This window comes from Lacibacter sp. (genome assembly GCF_057361365.1).
Map to the genome: position 1 here is coordinate 292752 of NZ_JBMQSG010000005.1, position 18753 is coordinate 311504.

17 protein-coding genes are annotated in these 18753 nt (G+C 40.3%); 3 read left to right on the plus strand and 14 right to left on the minus strand.

Going from position 1 to position 18753, the window contains the following annotated elements; translation table 11 throughout:
* Nucleotides 1-13 precede the first annotated feature (13 nt).
* The 5 genes from ACO1QW_RS03210 to ACO1QW_RS03230 form a co-directional block, all read right to left on the minus strand.
* The gene (locus ACO1QW_RS03210; RefSeq protein WP_486255623.1) at nt 14-490 is read right to left on the minus strand and encodes a nuclear transport factor 2 family protein; all 477 of its coding nucleotides are present in this window, start codon (nt 488-490) and stop codon (nt 14-16) included.
* A 32-nt stretch (nt 491-522) separates the two neighbouring features.
* The gene (locus ACO1QW_RS03215) at nt 523-1152 is read right to left on the minus strand and encodes a flavodoxin family protein (RefSeq protein ID WP_486255625.1); all 630 of its coding nucleotides are present in this window, start codon (nt 1150-1152) and stop codon (nt 523-525) included.
* A 57-nt stretch (nt 1153-1209) separates the two neighbouring features.
* On the minus strand, nt 1210-2190 hold the full coding sequence (locus ACO1QW_RS03220) for an aldo/keto reductase (protein ID WP_486255627.1): 981 nt from the start codon (nt 2188-2190) through the stop codon (nt 1210-1212).
* A 20-nt stretch (nt 2191-2210) separates the two neighbouring features.
* Nucleotides 2211-3062 (minus strand): aldo/keto reductase, encoded by an 852-nt coding sequence (locus tag ACO1QW_RS03225; RefSeq protein ID WP_486255629.1) that lies wholly within the window; start codon nt 3060-3062, stop codon nt 2211-2213.
* Between the two features lie 117 nt (nt 3063-3179).
* Nucleotides 3180-4787: a carboxylesterase/lipase family protein gene (locus ACO1QW_RS03230; RefSeq protein ID WP_486255631.1), complete on the minus strand. Its 1608-nt coding sequence runs from the start codon at nt 4785-4787 to the stop codon at nt 3180-3182.
* Nucleotides 4788-4973: 186 nt separating this feature from the next.
* Between ACO1QW_RS03230 and ACO1QW_RS03235 the strand changes: the two genes are divergently transcribed.
* Complete coding sequence (locus ACO1QW_RS03235; RefSeq protein WP_486255632.1) at nt 4974-5870, plus strand: helix-turn-helix domain-containing protein; 897 nt, start codon at nt 4974-4976, stop codon at nt 5868-5870.
* A 25-nt stretch (nt 5871-5895) separates the two neighbouring features.
* On the opposite strand, the gene cls is transcribed toward ACO1QW_RS03235, so the two are convergent.
* From cls to ACO1QW_RS03250, 3 genes are all read right to left on the minus strand, one after another.
* Complete coding sequence (gene cls / locus ACO1QW_RS03240) at nt 5896-7338, minus strand: cardiolipin synthase (protein WP_486255634.1); 1443 nt, start codon at nt 7336-7338, stop codon at nt 5896-5898.
* A gap of 217 nt (nt 7339-7555) precedes the next feature.
* Nucleotides 7556-8536, minus strand: coding sequence for a GTP 3',8-cyclase MoaA (gene moaA, locus ACO1QW_RS03245; protein WP_486255635.1), 981 nt, complete (start codon nt 8534-8536; stop codon nt 7556-7558).
* A gap of 24 nt (nt 8537-8560) precedes the next feature.
* The gene (locus ACO1QW_RS03250; protein ID WP_486255637.1) at nt 8561-9388 is read right to left on the minus strand and encodes an MOSC domain-containing protein; all 828 of its coding nucleotides are present in this window, start codon (nt 9386-9388) and stop codon (nt 8561-8563) included.
* Nucleotides 9389-9513: 125 nt separating this feature from the next.
* Here ACO1QW_RS03250 and ACO1QW_RS03255 point away from each other — a divergent pair, with 125 nt between their 5' ends.
* A complete protein-coding gene (locus ACO1QW_RS03255) occupies nt 9514-9813 on the plus strand; it encodes an Rdx family protein (protein ID WP_182805920.1) in 300 nt (99 codons plus the stop codon).
* Nucleotides 9814-9825: 12 nt separating this feature from the next.
* On the plus strand, nt 9826-10410 hold the full coding sequence (gene mobA / locus ACO1QW_RS03260) for a molybdenum cofactor guanylyltransferase (RefSeq protein WP_486255639.1): 585 nt from the start codon (nt 9826-9828) through the stop codon (nt 10408-10410).
* Here the strand turns inward: mobA and ACO1QW_RS03265 are convergent.
* The 6 genes from ACO1QW_RS03265 to ntrB all read right to left on the minus strand — a co-directional run bounded on the left by ACO1QW_RS03265 (nt 10396) and on the right by ntrB (nt 18735).
* Nucleotides 10396-11892 carry a rubredoxin gene (locus ACO1QW_RS03265; protein ID WP_486255641.1) on the minus strand — a complete coding sequence of 499 codons (1497 nt, stop codon included), beginning with the start codon at nt 11890-11892 and terminating at the stop codon, nt 10396-10398. The genes mobA and ACO1QW_RS03265 overlap by 15 nt on opposite strands.
* Complete coding sequence (locus ACO1QW_RS03270; protein WP_486255643.1) at nt 11889-15434, minus strand: molybdopterin-dependent oxidoreductase; 3546 nt, start codon at nt 15432-15434, stop codon at nt 11889-11891. The genes ACO1QW_RS03265 and ACO1QW_RS03270 overlap by 4 nt, the downstream gene beginning before the upstream one ends.
* Nucleotides 15435-15495: 61 nt before the next feature.
* Nucleotides 15496-16800, minus strand: a complete 1305-nt coding sequence (locus ACO1QW_RS03275) for a NarK family nitrate/nitrite MFS transporter (RefSeq protein WP_486255645.1) — start codon at nt 16798-16800, stop codon at nt 15496-15498.
* Nucleotides 16801-16827: 27 nt separating this feature from the next.
* Nucleotides 16828-17685, minus strand: a complete 858-nt coding sequence (locus tag ACO1QW_RS03280; protein WP_486255647.1) for an ABC transporter ATP-binding protein — start codon at nt 17683-17685, stop codon at nt 16828-16830.
* A gap of 48 nt (nt 17686-17733) precedes the next feature.
* A complete protein-coding gene (gene nrtS, locus ACO1QW_RS03285) occupies nt 17734-17931 on the minus strand; it encodes a nitrate/nitrite transporter NrtS (protein WP_486255648.1) in 198 nt (65 codons plus the stop codon).
* Between the two features lie 18 nt (nt 17932-17949).
* The gene (ntrB, locus tag ACO1QW_RS03290; protein ID WP_182805909.1) at nt 17950-18735 is read right to left on the minus strand and encodes a nitrate ABC transporter permease; all 786 of its coding nucleotides are present in this window, start codon (nt 18733-18735) and stop codon (nt 17950-17952) included.
* Nucleotides 18736-18753 lie beyond the last annotated feature (18 nt).

Consider the following 18753-nt stretch of genomic DNA (forward strand, 5'->3'; position numbering starts at 1 on the left):
TTAAATCTGTCGGTTATTTGTTAGTGCCCGTCATTTTAACAGGTCGCATCAACTTTGAAAATGTAAGCGAACCCATCGTCCATTTTCCATTTTCTTTGATATATACTTCCGTTACCATAAAAGGATTGATTACTTCGTTTCCTCCAACAACCGCTACTAAGTCGATATCGTTTAACAGGATTGCTGTATTGCCGATGATGTTTACAGACACGGAGTATACTTCCGCTTGCTTGTACCAGATGCCGCCGCTTTTAATCACATTAATTTCCTGTTGCTTTCCCCAGGTTCCGCCCATGTGTACAAACATGGATTTTTCATGAAAGAGAATCGATAACGAATCTGCATTCTTATCTGACATCCATTGCCATTTTTGTTTGGAAAGATCAATCAGCTGTTGCTCTGCAGCTGAAGGAATTGGTTTTGTTTGTTGCGCAGTACAGTATTGCATAGTTGCAAACAAAAAACATAAAACGAGCATCGTTAATTTCATATTGTTGTATTTAAATATTTACAAATTGATACTTACAACGCTTTCAGCGTTTTTTCTAACCACCTCGTTAATTCAGCCTCTACCTGCTTTTCCTTGTCACCTTCCATTACAAACAAAACACCGTCTCTTTCAATTCCACCTTTTGTAGAGAACCCTTCCAAGACTTTGCTGTTCCTGCATAATTTTTTTACAGTTTCAAAACTACTTCCCACACCATATCCAGTATTTGTATTAAACGGGATAACTGTTTTTCCGCTTAGATCATACTGAGTCAAAAAACTTTTCATGGGTGGCGGTAACTGCATTCCCCAAGTGGGAAATCCAATAAATACTACATTGTATTTATGGATACTGTCGATCTTAGTTTTCAGTGGTGGCAGAAATCCGGTCGCATTTTCATTTGCCACCTGTTCTACAATTGCTTTGTAATTCTCCGGATAAGGATTTTCTAACACCAATTCAACCAATGTGCCACCTGTATGTTTGTGTATGATCTCTGCTACTGCTTTTGTGTTTTTTGTTCTTGATAAGTAAACGATCAACACGTTTTTATTTTTCAGCACCTTGTCAAGTTCAGTCGATGGAGTTTGCGCTGTTGTACAACCGCACAAAAGCAAACAGGTTGCTAAAATCAATACAAAATATGTTCTTCTTTCTTTCATTTGAATACTTAGTCCCTTAAATATCGATCACATGAAAGTGAATGCTCATAACATCATTTATCGGTTGATGAGCTTTTGCGACTGTTCACCATAACGGTTACCCTGAACTGTGATTCTTGAAAGCGCATTACTTATTTCGCTCAAATTTTCCTCACTGAGTACAACATCAGTTGATGCAATATTTTCTTCCAGGCGATGCAATTTTGTTGTACCTGGAATAGGAACGATCCATGGCTTTTGTACCAACAACCATGCTAAAGCAATTTGTGCAGGAGTTGCATTCATATTCTTCGCAATGTTGCCAAGCAGATCGATCAAAGCGTAGTTCGCCTTTCTGTTCTCTTCTGAAAAACGGGGTACTGTGTTTCTGAAATCAGTTGCACCAAATGTTGTATTCTCATCAATCTTACCTGTAAGAAATCCTTTACCTAAGGGACTGAAAGGAACAAAGCCAATACCTAATTCTTCCAATGTTGGCAATATTTCCTCTTCAGGTTCACGCCACCATAATGAATATTCACTTTGCAATGCAGTTACCGGTTGTACTGCATGTGCTTTACGAATTGTATGCACACCTGCTTCAGACAATCCAAAATGTTTCACCTTCCCTTCTTTTATTAATTCCTTCATCGTACCTGCCACATCTTCAATAGGAACTGACGGATCAACCCGATGCTGATAAAACAAATCAATCACATCTGTTCTTAACCGTTTCAATGATGCTTCTGCTACAGCCCTTATATTTTCAGGACGGCTATCCACACCTGGCGTTGTTCCTGTCTTGAATCCAAACTTTGTTGCAATTACAACGTCTTTCCGGAATGGTTCTAACGCCTCACCCACCAATTCTTCATTCGTGAAGGGGCCATAAATTTCAGCCGTATCGAAAAACGTAACTCCTTTTTCGTAAGCGGCACGTATCAGTTTAATTGCTTCCTGTTTATCCATCACGTTACCATAACCAAAGCTGATGCCCATGCAACCCAAACCCAATGCAGAAACTTCCAATCCGCTATTTCCTAATATTCTCTTTTGCATATGATTTAATTTTATAGTGATTATTCTTCAATTGTACGTGTACCTAAAAACTTTACCATCGCAGGGTCACGGTGGTCGAAGAAGCTGCTTGTTTTTGTATCCAACGATTTGATTGCTTCCATATCATCGAAACTCAGATCAAAATCAAAGATGTTGAAATTCTCTTCCATTCTTTCTTTACGAACCGATTTCGGAATAGCCACTACTCCTCTTTGCGTGAGCCAGCGAAGAATTACCTGTGCAATGGTTTTATTGTATTTGCTGCCGATAGAAGCAAGCAGTTCATTCTGAAAAATATTATTCTTGCCTTCAGCAAAAGGTCCCCATGATTCGATCTGTACATTATTTTCCTGCAGGAATACTTGTGTTTCAATTTGCTGATGAAAAGGATGCGTTTCAATCTGATTGACAGCGGGAACAATTTCGTTGTGAACAATCAGATCAATCAGTCTGTCGGGATGAAAATTACTAACTCCAATTGCCCGCACTTTTCCTTGCTTGTACAAGTCCTGCATTGCTCTCCATGTTCCATACACATCACCCATTGGTTGATGCATGAGGTATAAATCGAGGTAATCAGTTTGCAATTGTTTCAACGAACGTTCAAATGACTTTTTTGTTCCTTCATATCCGTTTGATTGTATCCATACTTTTGTGGTAATAAACAACTCTTCCCTTGCTACGCCGCTTAGTTTGATTGCTTTGCCAACTGCTTCTTCATTTCTATAAGATGCAGCCGTATCAATTAAACGATAACCGGTTTCAATAGCATCCACCACACTTCGTTCACATTCTGCCAGGTCTGTTACCTGGAAAACACCAAATCCTAAAACGGGCATTTCAACTCCGTTATTCAATCTCAGCATTTGCATAATTCTTTATTTTATGTCCTGCAAAGGTTTTACTATTTCTACACTTTTATGGTATACAGGTTACTGATTTATCTACCAAGATTCCTGATACCAGCAATTGCCTTCTGCAACAATCAATTATTTTAAATTACCTGATGTAACTGCTTTTTCAATTACATCAAGCCTAGCCTTATTGGGATCTTTTGCGCCTACGGCTGAGCCATCAGATCGAAATTCGAGTATCTCATTTTTTTCAGCATTATATACAGGCCATTGCTGCAATCCTTTTCCATTGGGATTGCCTGTTTTTGCGAAATTGGTCCAATAGCTGTTCATCATTTTTGCCACTTCATAATCTTTAGCAGGAATAGTTGCGCCGTTTCTACTTCTCAGGTTATTGAACACATAAGGAATTTCAGATGCATGCGCTGCACCATAACGCATCATCTGTTGCATGGAAGGTGATACGTATGAAAAAAGATAAACAAAGGCTGGTGTTTTTTTGGCAGTAAAAGCAGTAGCAGTAAACCTGGCCGGTTCTGCCCACACTTTATCTGTGTTCACAAACGTGAGTATCTTTGCAAATTCGGTAGTACCATCAGGATCATACACTTTACTTGCTTCTGCTTTCATGCTGCCGAATAAATTTAATAGTTCATCTTTTGTGCGTGCATTCACAAAACCTGCCGGCACTTCTGCATTGTTCGATCCAATGATAATCGGCACTTTTGGCTGTCTGCCTGCTTTATAAGCGCTCTCTGCCGTTTCAACAACCAACTTACCATCGAGTATAGGTCCGGAATAAGTAGCTGGTCCACCGGGGCCATTGCTTTCCTGTCCTCCATCAACAATTTGTGCAACGGTTAAACCCCGAAGTTTAGCTAATGAAATCGCATCGGTCCCCTCTATTCCATATCTTTTTGCAAAGTTTACGCCGATGGTTTCTGCCGATACGGGATAATAAGTATCTGCATTCTCTTTCTGTATTGGTCTGCCGGTCAAAACACCATCTCTGCCACCACCTGATTCAATAATCGCTTTATGAAAGAGACCTTTTGCAGATGGAATTGTGAGGAGTGAATGAACTGATACGCCACCTGCAGATTCACCGAAAATGGTCACATTACCCGGGTTGCCACCGAATGAAGCAATATTCGTTTGTACCCATTTAAGTGCAGCGATCTGATCCATGTAACCATAGTTTCCTTTAAACTCCTGCGGATGCTCAACACCAAGTGCAGGAAAAGCAAAAAAGCCGAGTCGGCCCAGGCGATAATTTATACTCACCAGTATAACTCCATTATCAGTGAATGACGATCCGGAAAAATCGTTGAGTGCGCCACTTCCAAAAACGAATGCACCACCATGGATCCACACCATCACAGGAAGTTTCGCATCTTTCTTAGTTCCTGCAGGTGTCCATATATTGAGAAAAAGACAATCTTCTGCTGATGTTTTTGCGATTGAATCGGCACCTCTTGGAAATGCCGCCTGCGGACAATCTGCACAAAATTTACTGGCATCCCGAACTCCCTTCCATGGTTTTACAGGTTGTGGCGGTCGCCATCTATATTCACCTACCGGTGCTGCTGCGTATGGAATTCCTTTAAAGCTGGAGACCTTTCCTTCTGTAACACCACGTACAATGCCTGAAGCAGTTTGTACGAGCGGACCAGATGTTGTGTTGTTTTGTGCAAACAAGACGGTTGATAAAAGCAGCGTACAACCAAATAATAATTTTTTCATGATGACAGTTTTAATCCGCATATTTTTTGCGTGATGCAATCTTTACTTATGCTGTAAAGGTCACCCATTAAAACGCTTGTTGGGTATACAGATTACTGTTTCACCTACCAAGATTACTGTTTTGTAAGTGGTGTTTGGGTAACAGATAAGGAAAGCTGTAACTTTAATAGCGTAAAATGTTTTGCTATGAATGAGATGCGAAGATTTGAAACCATCAACGATTATAATGTTTTCAACAATAACGAAACCAGACATCCGCTGGTGAGTGTGGTTGATTTTTCAAAAGCGGCCCCACGGCAAGGTTCCCTGATGTATTTCGGTTTTTATACAATCATTTTAAAAGATGTGGTATGCGGCGATTTGGTATATGGCCGGCATACGTACGATTATCAGGAAGGCACATTGGTTTTTATTGCACCGGGACAGATCGCAGGCGCAAAGAGCAACGGCGAAACATATCAACCCAAAGGTTATGGACTGATCTTTCATCCCGATCTGATACACGGCACATCGTTAGGAAGGCATATCCAGGATTATAGTTTTTTTGGCTACCAATCGAACGAAGCATTGCATTTATCTGAACGTGAACGAAAAATCATTCTCGATTGCTTTTCAAAAATTGAATACGAACTGGAGCAAAGTATCGATAAACACAGTAAGCGATTGATTGTATCGAATATTGAATTGTTTTTAGATTATTGTCTCCGTTTTTATGATCGTCAATTTATTACAAGGGACAATCCGCATAAAGGCATCCTGGAGAAATTTGAAAATTTAGTGAATGAATATTTCCAGTCGGATAAACCACAAACTATCGGCTTGCCGTCTGTTGCCTATTGTGCAGGTGAATTGAATTTGTCGGCCAATTATTTTGGCGACCTCATCAAAAAAGAAACAGGTAAAACAGCGCAGGAATATATTCAATCGAAGATGATCGATATCGCCAAAGAAAAAATATTTGATCACAGTAAAACAGTCAGTGAAATAGCGTATGAATTAGGATTTAAATATCCGCAGCATTTTACACGATTGTTCAAACAAAAAACAGGCGTATCGCCAAATGAATACAGGACGCTGAATTAAGAGCACAGAATTTGAGGATGTAAGATTACAAAACATGTGAAAACAATCTGGCTAGTCTTTCAGGCAATTGTACATGAGCCGGCCGCTTGCACCATTCATCTTTGTCAATTTGCTCCGCTTCTTCAAGGTCTTTGTAAAAAACAGATCTTAACTCTTGTGCAAATGGCCGATCGTATATCAACACATTTGCTTCAAAATTTAATTCAAAACTTCTGTAATCCATATTTGCTGTTCCGATAATAGAAAGGTGACCATCCGCAACCAATGTTTTGGCATGTACAAATCCTTTTTGGTATACATACACTTCAACACCGGCGCAAAGCAAATCTTCATAATAAGATTTTGACGCTGCATTAACCAGTTTAGAATCACATACACCCGGTACTAATAATTTAACGGAAAGCCCGCTTAAGGCTGCAATCTTTAATGCTTCCAAAATGCTATCGCCGGGAATAAAATAGGGAGTGGTAATAAGAATTTCCTTTTTCGCCAGGAAGATGGCTTGCAATAACGAAAACAATACAGAAGGTTGTTTTGACTCAGGACCACTGGCTGCAACCTGCAGAAAGCTGTCTTCCTTGTGTGTTGCCGGGGCCTGGAATTGAAATTCGTCAAGTGCTACATCCTTATTACAACAAAATTTCCAGTCCGTTAAAAAAAGATATTGTAAATAAAAAACACCCGGCCCATCGATCCGAAGATGAGTATCACGCCAGAATAATTTCTGTTGTCCGTTATTGATATATTTATCACACACATTTATTCCACCCGTAAAAGCAGTTTGCCCGTCTATGATCAACGTCTTTCGATGATTTCTGTAATTTAACCGGTTTGCTAACAGGTAAAACATTACTTTTTGAAAAGGATAAATCTCAATGCCTGCTTTTCGCATTCTTTCTTCAATCCTCTTTTTAATATTCGGGCTTCCAAAATCATCATAGATAAAACGTACCCGTACACCTTCAGTTGCTTTTTTTATCAGCAGCTCTTCAATTTGTTCACCAATATTATCCTGTGCGAAAATGTAATACTGAATATGAATATGGTGTTTCGCATTACGGATCGCTTCCAGCACTTCAGGAAATTTCTCTTCGCCGTTTATCAACAGTTTCAATTTGTTTCTTCTGGTGAGTGGGCTGCGAAGTTCCTTTTGCAGCATCATTGCAAGTTCCCTGCTTTCATCCGGCAATTCTGCGGGAAGAACTGTTTCACTATCATATATTTTCATCTCCTTCTTCAAATGTTTCAACAACTTTTCATCCTCTTTCGATTTACTGCTGTACGCTTTTGTTTTCCAAAAGTTAACACCAAACAACAAATAGAAGATAATGCCAGCTACGGGGAGAAAAACTGCTAAAAGCAGGTAGGCCATTGTTTTGGTAGCACTCCGTGTTTCATAAATAATACGAAGGCAAACAGCCAGCAGTATAAGGAGATAAACACCACCGATAATATACATCCAACCCATAATGATTTTTTTACTGATGGAAATAAACCAGCACCTTAACTATTTTAAAGATTGTGCCAATAAACTGTAAGAAGAATTCCTAAGGTCGGCTAAATAATAACAGCTTCAATTATGCTTCAAAATAAAAGGTGAGCAATAAATTCCCCAAAGCCTGACAGAATTCGTTGGTAAATACGAATGTTGAAGCAAGAGATAAAGTTTAATTACCACCGTTCTTCTAGCCTCCAATCCCAATCATACTTCTGTTATGAATGGTTTCTGCGTTGATGTGTTCAAAGTCTGCGGTGAATTGTCCACCCAGTTCTTTTGCTTTGGAGACAATATTTTGTTTGATGAGTTCAGTTACATCTTCACCTCTGCGTAATGCAGCAAGCAGATCCATTTCTTTTTCTGCAAACAAACAGTTTTTCATTTTACCATCTGCTGTTAAACGCATGCGGTTGCAACTGCTGCAGAAAGGAGCACTCATGGTGCTGATGACAGAAAAAGTTCCTGTATGACCTGGAACGATGTAGCCTTTCGCTGTATCGTGTTCTTCATTCTTCAGGGGAAAAAATGAATATTGTTGCTCTACTACCTGTAAAATCTGTTGCCAGGTGAATACCTGGTTGCTTGTCCATTGGTTACCGCTGAATGGCATAAACTCAATAAAGCGAACATGCACAGGCGTATCTTTTGTCCATGCAATAAAATCGTTGATCTCGCCATCGTTCAACCCTTTCATCACCACCACATTTACTTTTACATGAAAGTTGCGATTGATGAGTAATTGAATATTATCTATCACTTTTTGAAACTGATCTCTTCTTGTAAGATGTTGAAAAGTGGCAGCCTGTAACGTATCAAGACTTACATTGAGCGAACGCACACCTGCTTGTTCCAGCACATCGACAAACTCATGCAATCTTGTACCGTTGGTGGTGAGTGTAAGTTTAACGGGCAACTTTGCTAAGCGAAGAATAATGTCCGCTGCATCTTTTCGCACCAACGGTTCACCACCGGTTAAGCGAATTTTATTAACACCGAGTTGTACAAATGTTTTTGCCAGTGATTCAATTTCATCGGCCTGCATCAGGTTTGCCTGCTTCGTAAACTCGTATTCTTCTTCCGGCATGCAATAGAAGCAACGTAGATTGCAGTTATCGGTTAACGATATCCGTAAATAATTATGCACCCTGTTATATTGATCGATCAACATGTTATTCTTTTTATTGAGATATGATCAGGCATTCAACTGCAATGCTTCTTTTGTTTCCACCACTTTCAACTCATCTCCCACTGTAATTATTCCCTGCTGTTTATATAAAATATTCTGACCAAAATATACTTTGTTATTTCCCGTGCGATAGGTTGCCAATGTTTTCAACGGTTCTTTTGCTGTTACGCCTGTTTCCTGGTCGGTGGTTGTTACCACGCATCTTGCGCAGGGCTTTACTGCAAACATGTCGATCCCGTTGATCTGAAAATGACGCATGGTATCTTCCTGGTAAGGATCACCCCCTGTGAAAACAATGTTCGGACGAAAACGATTCATTGGCACAGGTATCTCCAAACGGCTGTTGAGATCATCTAATGAAGCCTGGCCAATCATTAACACCGGAAAGGCATCAGAGAAACCAGTGATATCGTTGTTCATGATATAATCATCATCAACTTTGCGTTTGCTTTCATCAGGCATATACACCAGCTTACAGGGCATCGTCAGTTTGTGCGAAAACCAATCATTGATCTCTTTGCTCATTTCAATTGCTTCACACACATCATCCCAAATCTGCACAGTTACCAGGCCGCTGCCTGTTGGATTTAAATTGAGATGAATCCTGTCTGTGTTGTTTCCTTTTTCAGACACGATCAATTCATTTGCATCAATAGCTGTACGCAACAAAGCCATGCGTGGAAATTCTCGTTGTGTTAGAAACCGGTTGTCTTCTCCCACCAACATCCATCGCCTGTCGTACTCAAACCCACGGTCGGTTAAAGTGGCCGAGCTGAGCTCAAGTCCACCAAGCGATTTAACGGGATACACATATAAACGACTGATCGAAAGCATGCCTAAAATTACAGTATTTGCAAACGACTACCAGCTTTGGTTTTACTGCAAAGAATAATTTTTACCCGAATAAAATAACAGTAATTTTATAATGCTCTTTTATCCTTAACAATCAACTATACTAAATGAAACCTGTTATTGTCATTGAATACTGTCCGAAATGTCATTGGCTCTTGCGTTCTGCTTATATCGCACAGGAATTACTCACGACTTTTGAAAATGAATTGAAGGGCGTTACACTGCAACCAAGTGAAGTAAGCGGCGATTTTCATATCTCCATTGATGGAAAAGAAATTTTCAACCGTAAAACTTATGGCGGTTTTCCTGAGATCAAAGAATTGAAGCAGGTGGTGAGAGATATTGTAAGTCCGGGTAAAAGTCTTGGGCATGCTGATACAAAACCTCATCACCAGAGTTCACTCTAATTCATTTTTGCTATGACGGGTATTATACTTTGCGGCGGACAAAGCTCACGAATGGGCAGCGACAAAGGGTTATTAAAGCTCGAAGCAAACACATGGGCGCAAACTGCTGTTGATAAACTCAGCATACTAGGTATTCCTGTAAAACTTTCTGTGAACAGGCAACAGTTAAATGATTATGCAGAAGTGTTTGCTGCAGATGATCTGTTTGTTGATGCTGCTACGTTACAATTGCATGGGCCATTGCTGGGTGTGTTGAGTGCGCATTTGCAGTTTAACACAGAAGACCTGTTTGTATTTGCCTGCGACATGCCGTTAATGGAACCACTATTGATCAAAGAACTTTCTGCTGCTTATAAACAAAACCCAGGTTATGATGCGTATGTGTTTATGAACGATCATGAACCTGAACCATTATGTGCCATCTATACTGCAAAAGGACTTGCCACTATTTTCGACATGCTACAAAACGGATCTTTAACAAGGCACAGCATGAAATTTATGCTTGACCATTTGACTGTGTTCAGCATTCAATTGAACGATGCACAGAAAACCTGCTTCCGCAATTTTAATGCACATGCTGAGTTAAACGGTTTGTAAACCCAGTTTCGATTTTTCAATTTTTGTAAAGCTTTCTTTGCCTGCATCACATAAAGGGCAACAATAATCTGTGGGTAGTGATTCGAATTTTACTCCTGCTGCAATATTATTTTCAGGTTCGCCCACTGTTTCATCATACACTGTTAAGCAATCAGTACATTGATGAACATATTGTGCGGCGGGTTTCTTCTCCACCTCTTTTTTAACAGGCAACACTTTCTCAACAAGTGCAAGCTTGCCTTCACGGTTCTGGTAAAATGCATTGACTGAACGACGCAATTGTTCAGAGAGTAAAAATTTCGGATTGTTGCTGCTGAACACAAATCCCGTACGTGCATTCGGGTTGAAATCATTCGCACAAAGAATATCGTACACATACAACAATTCCCAACCGAATAGTTTCAACAAGGGTTTGCGTTTCACCAGTATACTACTGAACACTTCGCTCTTGCTTCTTGTTTTAATACCAAAGCAAAGACCAAATGTGCGTGTGTCTTCATTATTCAATTGTTTCACCAAAAAGTTTTTCAACGCCAATCCTTCACTGCAATCATCTTCCACCTGGAAATTCAATTCGTTGGCTGCATGGCGCACATTGAGGTGATATTTATCCAGCAACAAACTCCACTTAAGTTTATCTTTTTCATCAATTCCTTTTACAATAATACTTTTCCATGGCGTTGAGCACAATTGCCCGATCTTGGTCTCCAAACAAAGCTTGCACACTTCTTTCAGGAAATCAACACTGAACAACTCATCTCTCCTGTACACACCCATCCAGTATTTATTGTTGTTATACTTGTTGAAACCTTCGTAGTATGGTAGATTAAATGCCGGCAACTGAACGGGCTTTTCAACAGGCTTCGTAATGTAACGATCTGTGTGCACCAGCTTCATTAATGTTTCGCCTTGCGCTTCGGTATTGTCAGAGAACCGATCACGGTGATGGAGAATGATCTCTTCAATTTCCTTCGACACTTTTGCAACATCATTCGTGTACACCAAGTGATCCCATTCGTAAATAACATTTGTCTTGGGGAAACGAATGAACAAATGCCAGAAATGTGCAGACTCTTTTGCAGCCACCCAGTTGATATTACCGGTGAGCATCGGCGTAAAACTCTGGTTACTGTCGCTTACATTGATTTTTAATGTTGGCTGATAGTCGATGCCATCAAAAATATCTTTGTACACACCTTCGCTCAGCCAGGTATTGTTGATGAAAATTTCTTCTGCAGGATATGAACTCAAAATGTTTGGATATTGGACATTCCCCACTTCGTATGCAATATCGATCATATCCAATTCATCCAAAAATGTTTGCCTGTCTTCAATACCAACACTGATCAGCAATTGCTGACGCAAACCAAAACTCACATGACGAATGCCCACTTTGGTAGCAGCGACCAGTATATTGTACAGATCACCGGGCGATATAATACCGCCACGGAAATTGATCTTTATGGTTGAACTGTTTTTCATTTTTCTACCAGCGCTGTTTCTTTTAGGTTTGAATGAAGATTGTTTTCAAGGATCGTTTTTACTTCCGGTCTGCAACTACCGCAACCCATACCTGCTCCGGTGAGTTGGCATAATTGCAAATGATCTTTACAACCTTCTTTTATTTTGTTGATGAGATTTCCTTCACCCACATTATTACAACTGCACACCAGTTTACCAATGACAGGTTCCGGCGCTTTACCTGAACGTAATAACTGTAACCGTTTTTCACTCAACTCCATTTTCTGTTCAATGAGGTTTCGGTATTCAAGGAACTCACTCTTATCACCAATTAAAATGGCACCGATCAAACGATCATTGTGAATGATACATTTTTTGTAATAGCGTTTGGCCTTATCAATAAACACCACTTCTTCATAAGCAGGATCATCCGGACATTCCACTTCACCCAATGAACAAAGCTCCGTGCCATGCATTTTCAAAATATTCATGAGCAATGAACCTGAATAGTAATTGGAAATATCGCCACCTAAATAGCGTGCAACAATTTCTGCCTGTTGTTCAGCCGCAGCAGTAATGCCATAGAGAAAACCTTTGAACTCTGCAATTTCACCAATAGCAAATACAGATGGATCATTTGTTTGCAGATATTCATCAACCACTACTCCACGCTTGCACTCAATACCAGCTGCTTTTGCAATTTCAATATTCGGCACAGTACCGATAGCGATCACAATTGCCTGGCAATCGATAAGCAAACCACTCTTTAAACGAATACCTGTAACCGTTGTATCGCCAAGGAAACGTTCAATCTCATCGTTATAATAAATATCAACACCTTTATCCGTTAACTCTTCGTGCAGCAACTGACTTCCCAACGGATCAAGCTGGCGATCCATCAAACGGGAGATACGTTGCACAATGGTTACTTCCACTCCCACTTCACGAAGTGATGCCGCCAATTCAATCCCCAGCAAACCACCACCAACAATCACTACTTTTCCTTTCGCAGGATCAACATGATACTTGAAGTTATCCGCATCGGTTCTGCTACGCATGGTAAAGATGCCCTGCATCGCAGGCACATCACGCAACATTGCTGCACGGCTGCCTGTTGCCAATAACAACACATCGTACTGATGAATATTTCCTTTGTTATCAGTTACTGTTTTTTGTTCCCTGTTAATTTCAGCAATACTTACACCACGATGCAGTTTGATATTGTAATCATATTCTTCTGCATCAGTCATCTTCACCAGGTTTTGCCATTGCAACGTACCGCTGATATAATCAGGCAGCAATACACGATTGTAAAACGGGAAATCTTCTTTGCTGAAAATTTCTATTTCATCATCTGTATTGATCATGCGATAGCTCCGTACAAAACCACAGGCGCCTGCACCTGCACCCACCACAATAATTTTTTGTTTTGCTTTCTTATGAAGTTTCACTTCAACAGCAGAGAATTTAAAATCGGGCTCTTTACTTTTGGGATCAACCAAATTATTAGTAAGATTATTCGCCCTGTTCAAATCGCTGTTCAATACTTTACCCCAATGCATCGGCAAGAACACAACACCTTTCTTAATATCGGTTGTGAATTTTGCTTTCACCCTTACATTACCTCTGCCATTAAAAATCTCCACCAGATCATTTTCTTTAATGGAGCGTTCAGCTGCATCATCAGGATTAATTTCTAAAAACGATTCTGAAATATGCTTGTTGAGTTTATTTACTTTCCCTGTTTTGCTCATGGTATGCCACTGATCACGGATGCGACCTGTTGTTAACACCAATGGAAAATCAGGGCTTAATTTTTCTGATTGATTCTCATCATTGAAGGAGTGAATGATGGCTCTTTGCGAAGGCGTATGAAACTTACGATCAGTAAATAAGCGTTTGGTGCCATAACTTTCCGATGAAGAAGTATAAGGCCATTGCACTGAACGTTTCTCTTTCAGAATTTCATAACTCAATCCACTCATGTCGATATTGGTACCTGCAGTGAGTGCAACATGTTCTGCAAAAATTTCGGCGAAGCTGTTGTAATCAAAACCGTTGAAGCCCATCTTTTTTGCAAAGCGGCAAATGATCTCAGCATCGGGCAACGCTTCACCCGGTGCATCTATAATTTTATTCAGATAGCTGATGCGCCGCTCTGCATTCGTCATGGTTCCTTCTTTTTCAGTCCATGACGCTGCAGGTAACAGCACATCGGCATACCTGATTGTCTCGGGGCGATTGCTGACGTCTTGTACTACCACAAACTTTGCTTTCTTCAATCCTTCTTCTGCCATGCGCACATCAGGCAAACTGATCAGCGGATTGGTGCAAAGTATCCAGATGGCTTTTAATCGTCCATCATTCAACGCTTCAAACATTTCTGTAGCAGTGAGACCTGGTTTAGCAGCGATCGTTCCCGGAGCAACACCCCAGAAATTTTCTACTGCAGCACGATGTTCAGGGTTTAACAGGTCACGATGGGCAGGTAATAAATTCGACAAGCCACCTACTTCTCTTCCACCCATCGCATTTGGCTGACCTGTTAACGATAACGGACCAGAGCCTGGTTTTCCTATATGTCCAGTAATTAAATTTAAGTTGATGAGTGAAAGGTTTTTGTTCACACCAATTACACTTTGGTTCAAGCCCATCGTCCACATGGTAATAAAACCTTTCGCTTTACCAATATAAGAAGCTGCTAAACGAATATCTTTTTCAGCAACACCACAAATGATCGCTGCTTCAGCAATGGTGCGTTCAAATACAGTGTCACGGTATTTTTCAAAGCCTTCTGCATGATTAGCAATGAAGTCAAGATCAATATCGCCGTTCTCGATCAATACACGACCTATTGCATGATGCAGTGTTACATCCGTTCCAGGATTTAATTGAAGATGCACATTGGCAATAGAACAGGTTTGTGTTTTGCGTGGATCGCTGACGATGATTTTTAGATCGGGATTTTTTTCACGGGCAGCTTCAACTCTTCTCCATAAAATGGGATGACACCAGGCAGGATTTGCACCGGCTACAAAAATTACATCAGCTAATTCAAGATCATCATAACTCACCGGCACACTGTCTTCACCCAAACTCATTTTATAACCAACTACCGCACTGCTCATGCAAAGACGGGAGTTGGTATCGATATTATTACTGCCAATAAATCCTTTGATGAGTTTATTGATCACATAATACTCTTCTGTTAAACATTGTCCCGATGCATAAAATGCAACCGAATCAGGACCATACTTTTCAATTAATGTTGCAAACACTTTTGCAGTGCGTTCCAATGCTGTATCCCATGTAACCCGTTGACGGGGCTGGTTACGGTTGTAACGCATCTCGGGATAAAGCAAACGATCTGTACGATCATTCACAGTATAATGCAGGTTCATTCCCTTGCTGCAAAGCATACCCTTGTTTACGGGATGGTTCTTATCGCCTTCCACATGCAAACGACCCAATTTATCTTTACTGGTAACAATACCGCAACCCACACCACAATAACAACAGGTGGTAAGGTTAGCTGCAGTACTTCCTGCGCTGTTTAGATCCATAGTATGTTCATTCGTTTCCTTCACGCTACTTTTTTATTTGCAGACAATCTTTAATAAATCATCACGCTGCGTTCTCCAACGCCACATTCAATTCTGCCACTTTTTCTTTCTTCGTAAATCTTGTTACCAATACCAATAACGATACACCCATTACGATCATACCGATATAACCGAATGCATCAACGTATGTAATGTTTTTACTTTTAAACAGGAAGCCAAACAACATACCGCCGACATTACCACCTGCACCAACAATACCACTCACCAAACCAACATTCTTTTCATTTACAAAGGGAGTAATAGCATATGTTGCACCATTCGCCATTTTCAAAAACAATGCAAAAGAGATCATGGAGATGATAGCCATCGTAAATGAACCGGCTTGCGCAAACAACATCAATCCTGCACCTTCAAGCAACAATACAGCAGCAAGTAATAATCCTTTACCACGCATGCCATATTTTCTGCCAACCTTATCTGCAAAGATGCCGCCGAGTGCACGTGCAAAAATGTTCATGAAACCAAACACACCGGCCCAAAAACCTGCACTGCTTTGTGATAATTTAAACTCCTGCACAAAGTGAAGTGCCGCAATATTGTCGAATGTAATTTCCATTCCAAAACAAACAGAATATGCTAATGCAAGTGACCAAACTCTCCAGTCTTTCAAAACGCTGTAATCAGTTTTGGTTTTTACTTTTACTTCACGTTGAATTTCATCGTAGTTACCGGCAGGTGTATCTTTTGTATAACGGAAATACAAAAATGCAACAACCAACATCATTACACCGGGAACGATCATCGCATAACGCCATGCTTCTCCTTTGGTATAACCAAAACCAACAATGGCTGCAAAGATCAACGGCATCACCATGTTGGTGATACCACCACCAAGATTACCCCAACCACCAGCAACTGCATTTGCTGTGCCTTTAATATTTGGCGCAAACATCATGGATGTATGAAACTGTGTAATCACGAATGACGCACCAATTACGCTGATCGCTAAACGGAATAACAAAAACGACGTGTACGATTGCGCCAAACCAACACCCAATACCGGAATTGCGCCAAGCAACAACAACACAGTGTATGTTTTGCGTGGCCCCCAGGTATCGCACAAACGACCAATGAGCAAACGAGCAATGATGGTTCCTGACACAGATGCAATCACAATGTTTCCGATTTGTGACTTATCTAAATGCAGGTCTTCTTTAATAGTTGGCATTAAAGGAGCCAAACCAAACCATCCAAAAAAGCAAACAAAAAATGTAAGCCATGTAATATGGAAGGTTCTCATTTGTACACCACTCAATGAAAAGATATTGAGTTTGCTTAGTGGTTGTTGTAATGTTGCTTGAGACATCAGCTGTTGTTTAAGTGTTAGAATGAATTAATGTATATCGTTGATTGAAAATTTATCGATCAGCAGGCTTAATAACCTGTCATGAATGGCCATATAACATTCATCATGAACAATGTCTTTCTTATTTCTTGGTCTTGGCAACGGCACATCTACAATTTCTTTTATAGTTGCAGCCGGACCATTGTTCATCACCACTACACGATCGCTTAAGAAAATTGCTTCTTCCACATCATGTGTAACGATCACAATTGTTTTTTCCCTGTTATCAAGATTCCAGAGTTTCAATAACTCTACATGCATATTACTTTTGGTCAAAGCATCCAATGCACCAAATGGTTCATCAAGCAAAAGAATACTAGGGTTGATGGCGAATGCACGTGCAATAGCCACACGTTGTTTCATACCACCTGACAAATGCCCGGGCAGTTTGTCTTTGTGCGACCAGAGATTCACCATCTTCAAATTCTTTTCAACCAATGCTTTCTTCTCTGCTGCTGATTTATCTTTCAACGCTGCGTCAACAGCTTCGTAGATATTACTATAAACACTCAACCAGGGAAGCAAGGAATAGTTTTGAAAAACAATGCCTCTGTCGGGGCCGGGTTTTGAAACTACATTTCCATTGGCAATCACTTCACCTGATGTTGGTTTCACCATGCCACTGATCGTGCCCATGAGTGTTGATTTACCACAGCCCGAGTGACCGATGAGTGCAACGATCTCTCCTTTCCTTACGTTCAATGAAATTTCTTTTACAGCTGTATAAACACCTGTTGGTGTTTTAAAGCTTACGGTTACATTATTTATTTCAATACTGCTTGCCTCAGCAGTATCTGTCTTGCTTATTTCAACCACCCGTGGGCTTAGTTCTAATGTTGTTGCCATAACTTTTCAGTTAAGAATTTAAAATTTCGTTTTCTGTTATCACACCGTTCATGCTTTTTGCTTTGTAGCTTTTATTGATGAATAAAGCGACACACAAAACGGTGTAATGTAAGTAAGCATGATCCTGAGCATGTTCTTACCTGTAAATGTTCCGTTCATGATCACCTCATAGCTGTTTATTATATTCAGAATAGTTCCAACGATCACTGCTACCAGTAAAGCTGTTGTTATATTTTTCTTATTCATAAACATCCGTTTTAAGTTTTATGCTGCGAAGCTGAAACGCTTTTGCAAAGCCATAAAAATTCTGTCGAGCAATAACCCAACAATACCAATGATGATGATGGCTACTAGGATCTTTGCAACACTGCCACCATTAAATCCTTCTTCCCAAACAAAATATCCAAGCCCCATACCACCAGACAACATCTCTCCTGCTACAATCACCATCCATGCCACACCAATTGACAAACGCAAACCGGTTAAGATGTGTGGGAATGTATAAGGCAACACAATTTTTGTAATGTATTTCCAGCGGGAGAAACCAAATGCTTTTCCAACATTTTTATGATCCTGCGGAATATGTGATACACCAAATGCTGTATTGATCAGTGTTGGCCACAATGAGCAAATGAAGATCATAAAGATGCTGGCCTGTGGTGAATCCTGGAAAATGGCAAGACCCAACGGGAACCATGCCAATGGCGAAACAGGACGAAGGATCTGCACCATTGGATTAATGATGTTCATGGTAATTTTATTTGAACCCATGATTAAACCAATTGGGATAGCGAATAAACTGCCAAACCCAAAACCAATTCCTACACGGCTTAGCGAGCTGATCAATTTTACACCGATGCCTTTATAATCAGGATCGTTCTGCATGGGATTTTGCATGACTTCCTTAAACACTTCCCAAGTCATTGCCGGTGTTGGGATCTCATGTTTAGTGATAGCTGCAATTAATTCCCATATACCACCCATCAGCGCAAGCCCACCTAAAAAGTAGACCGCTGAAAGAAGCGTTTTTATGGAAAAGAAATTTTTCATCGTAAATATTTTATTGTG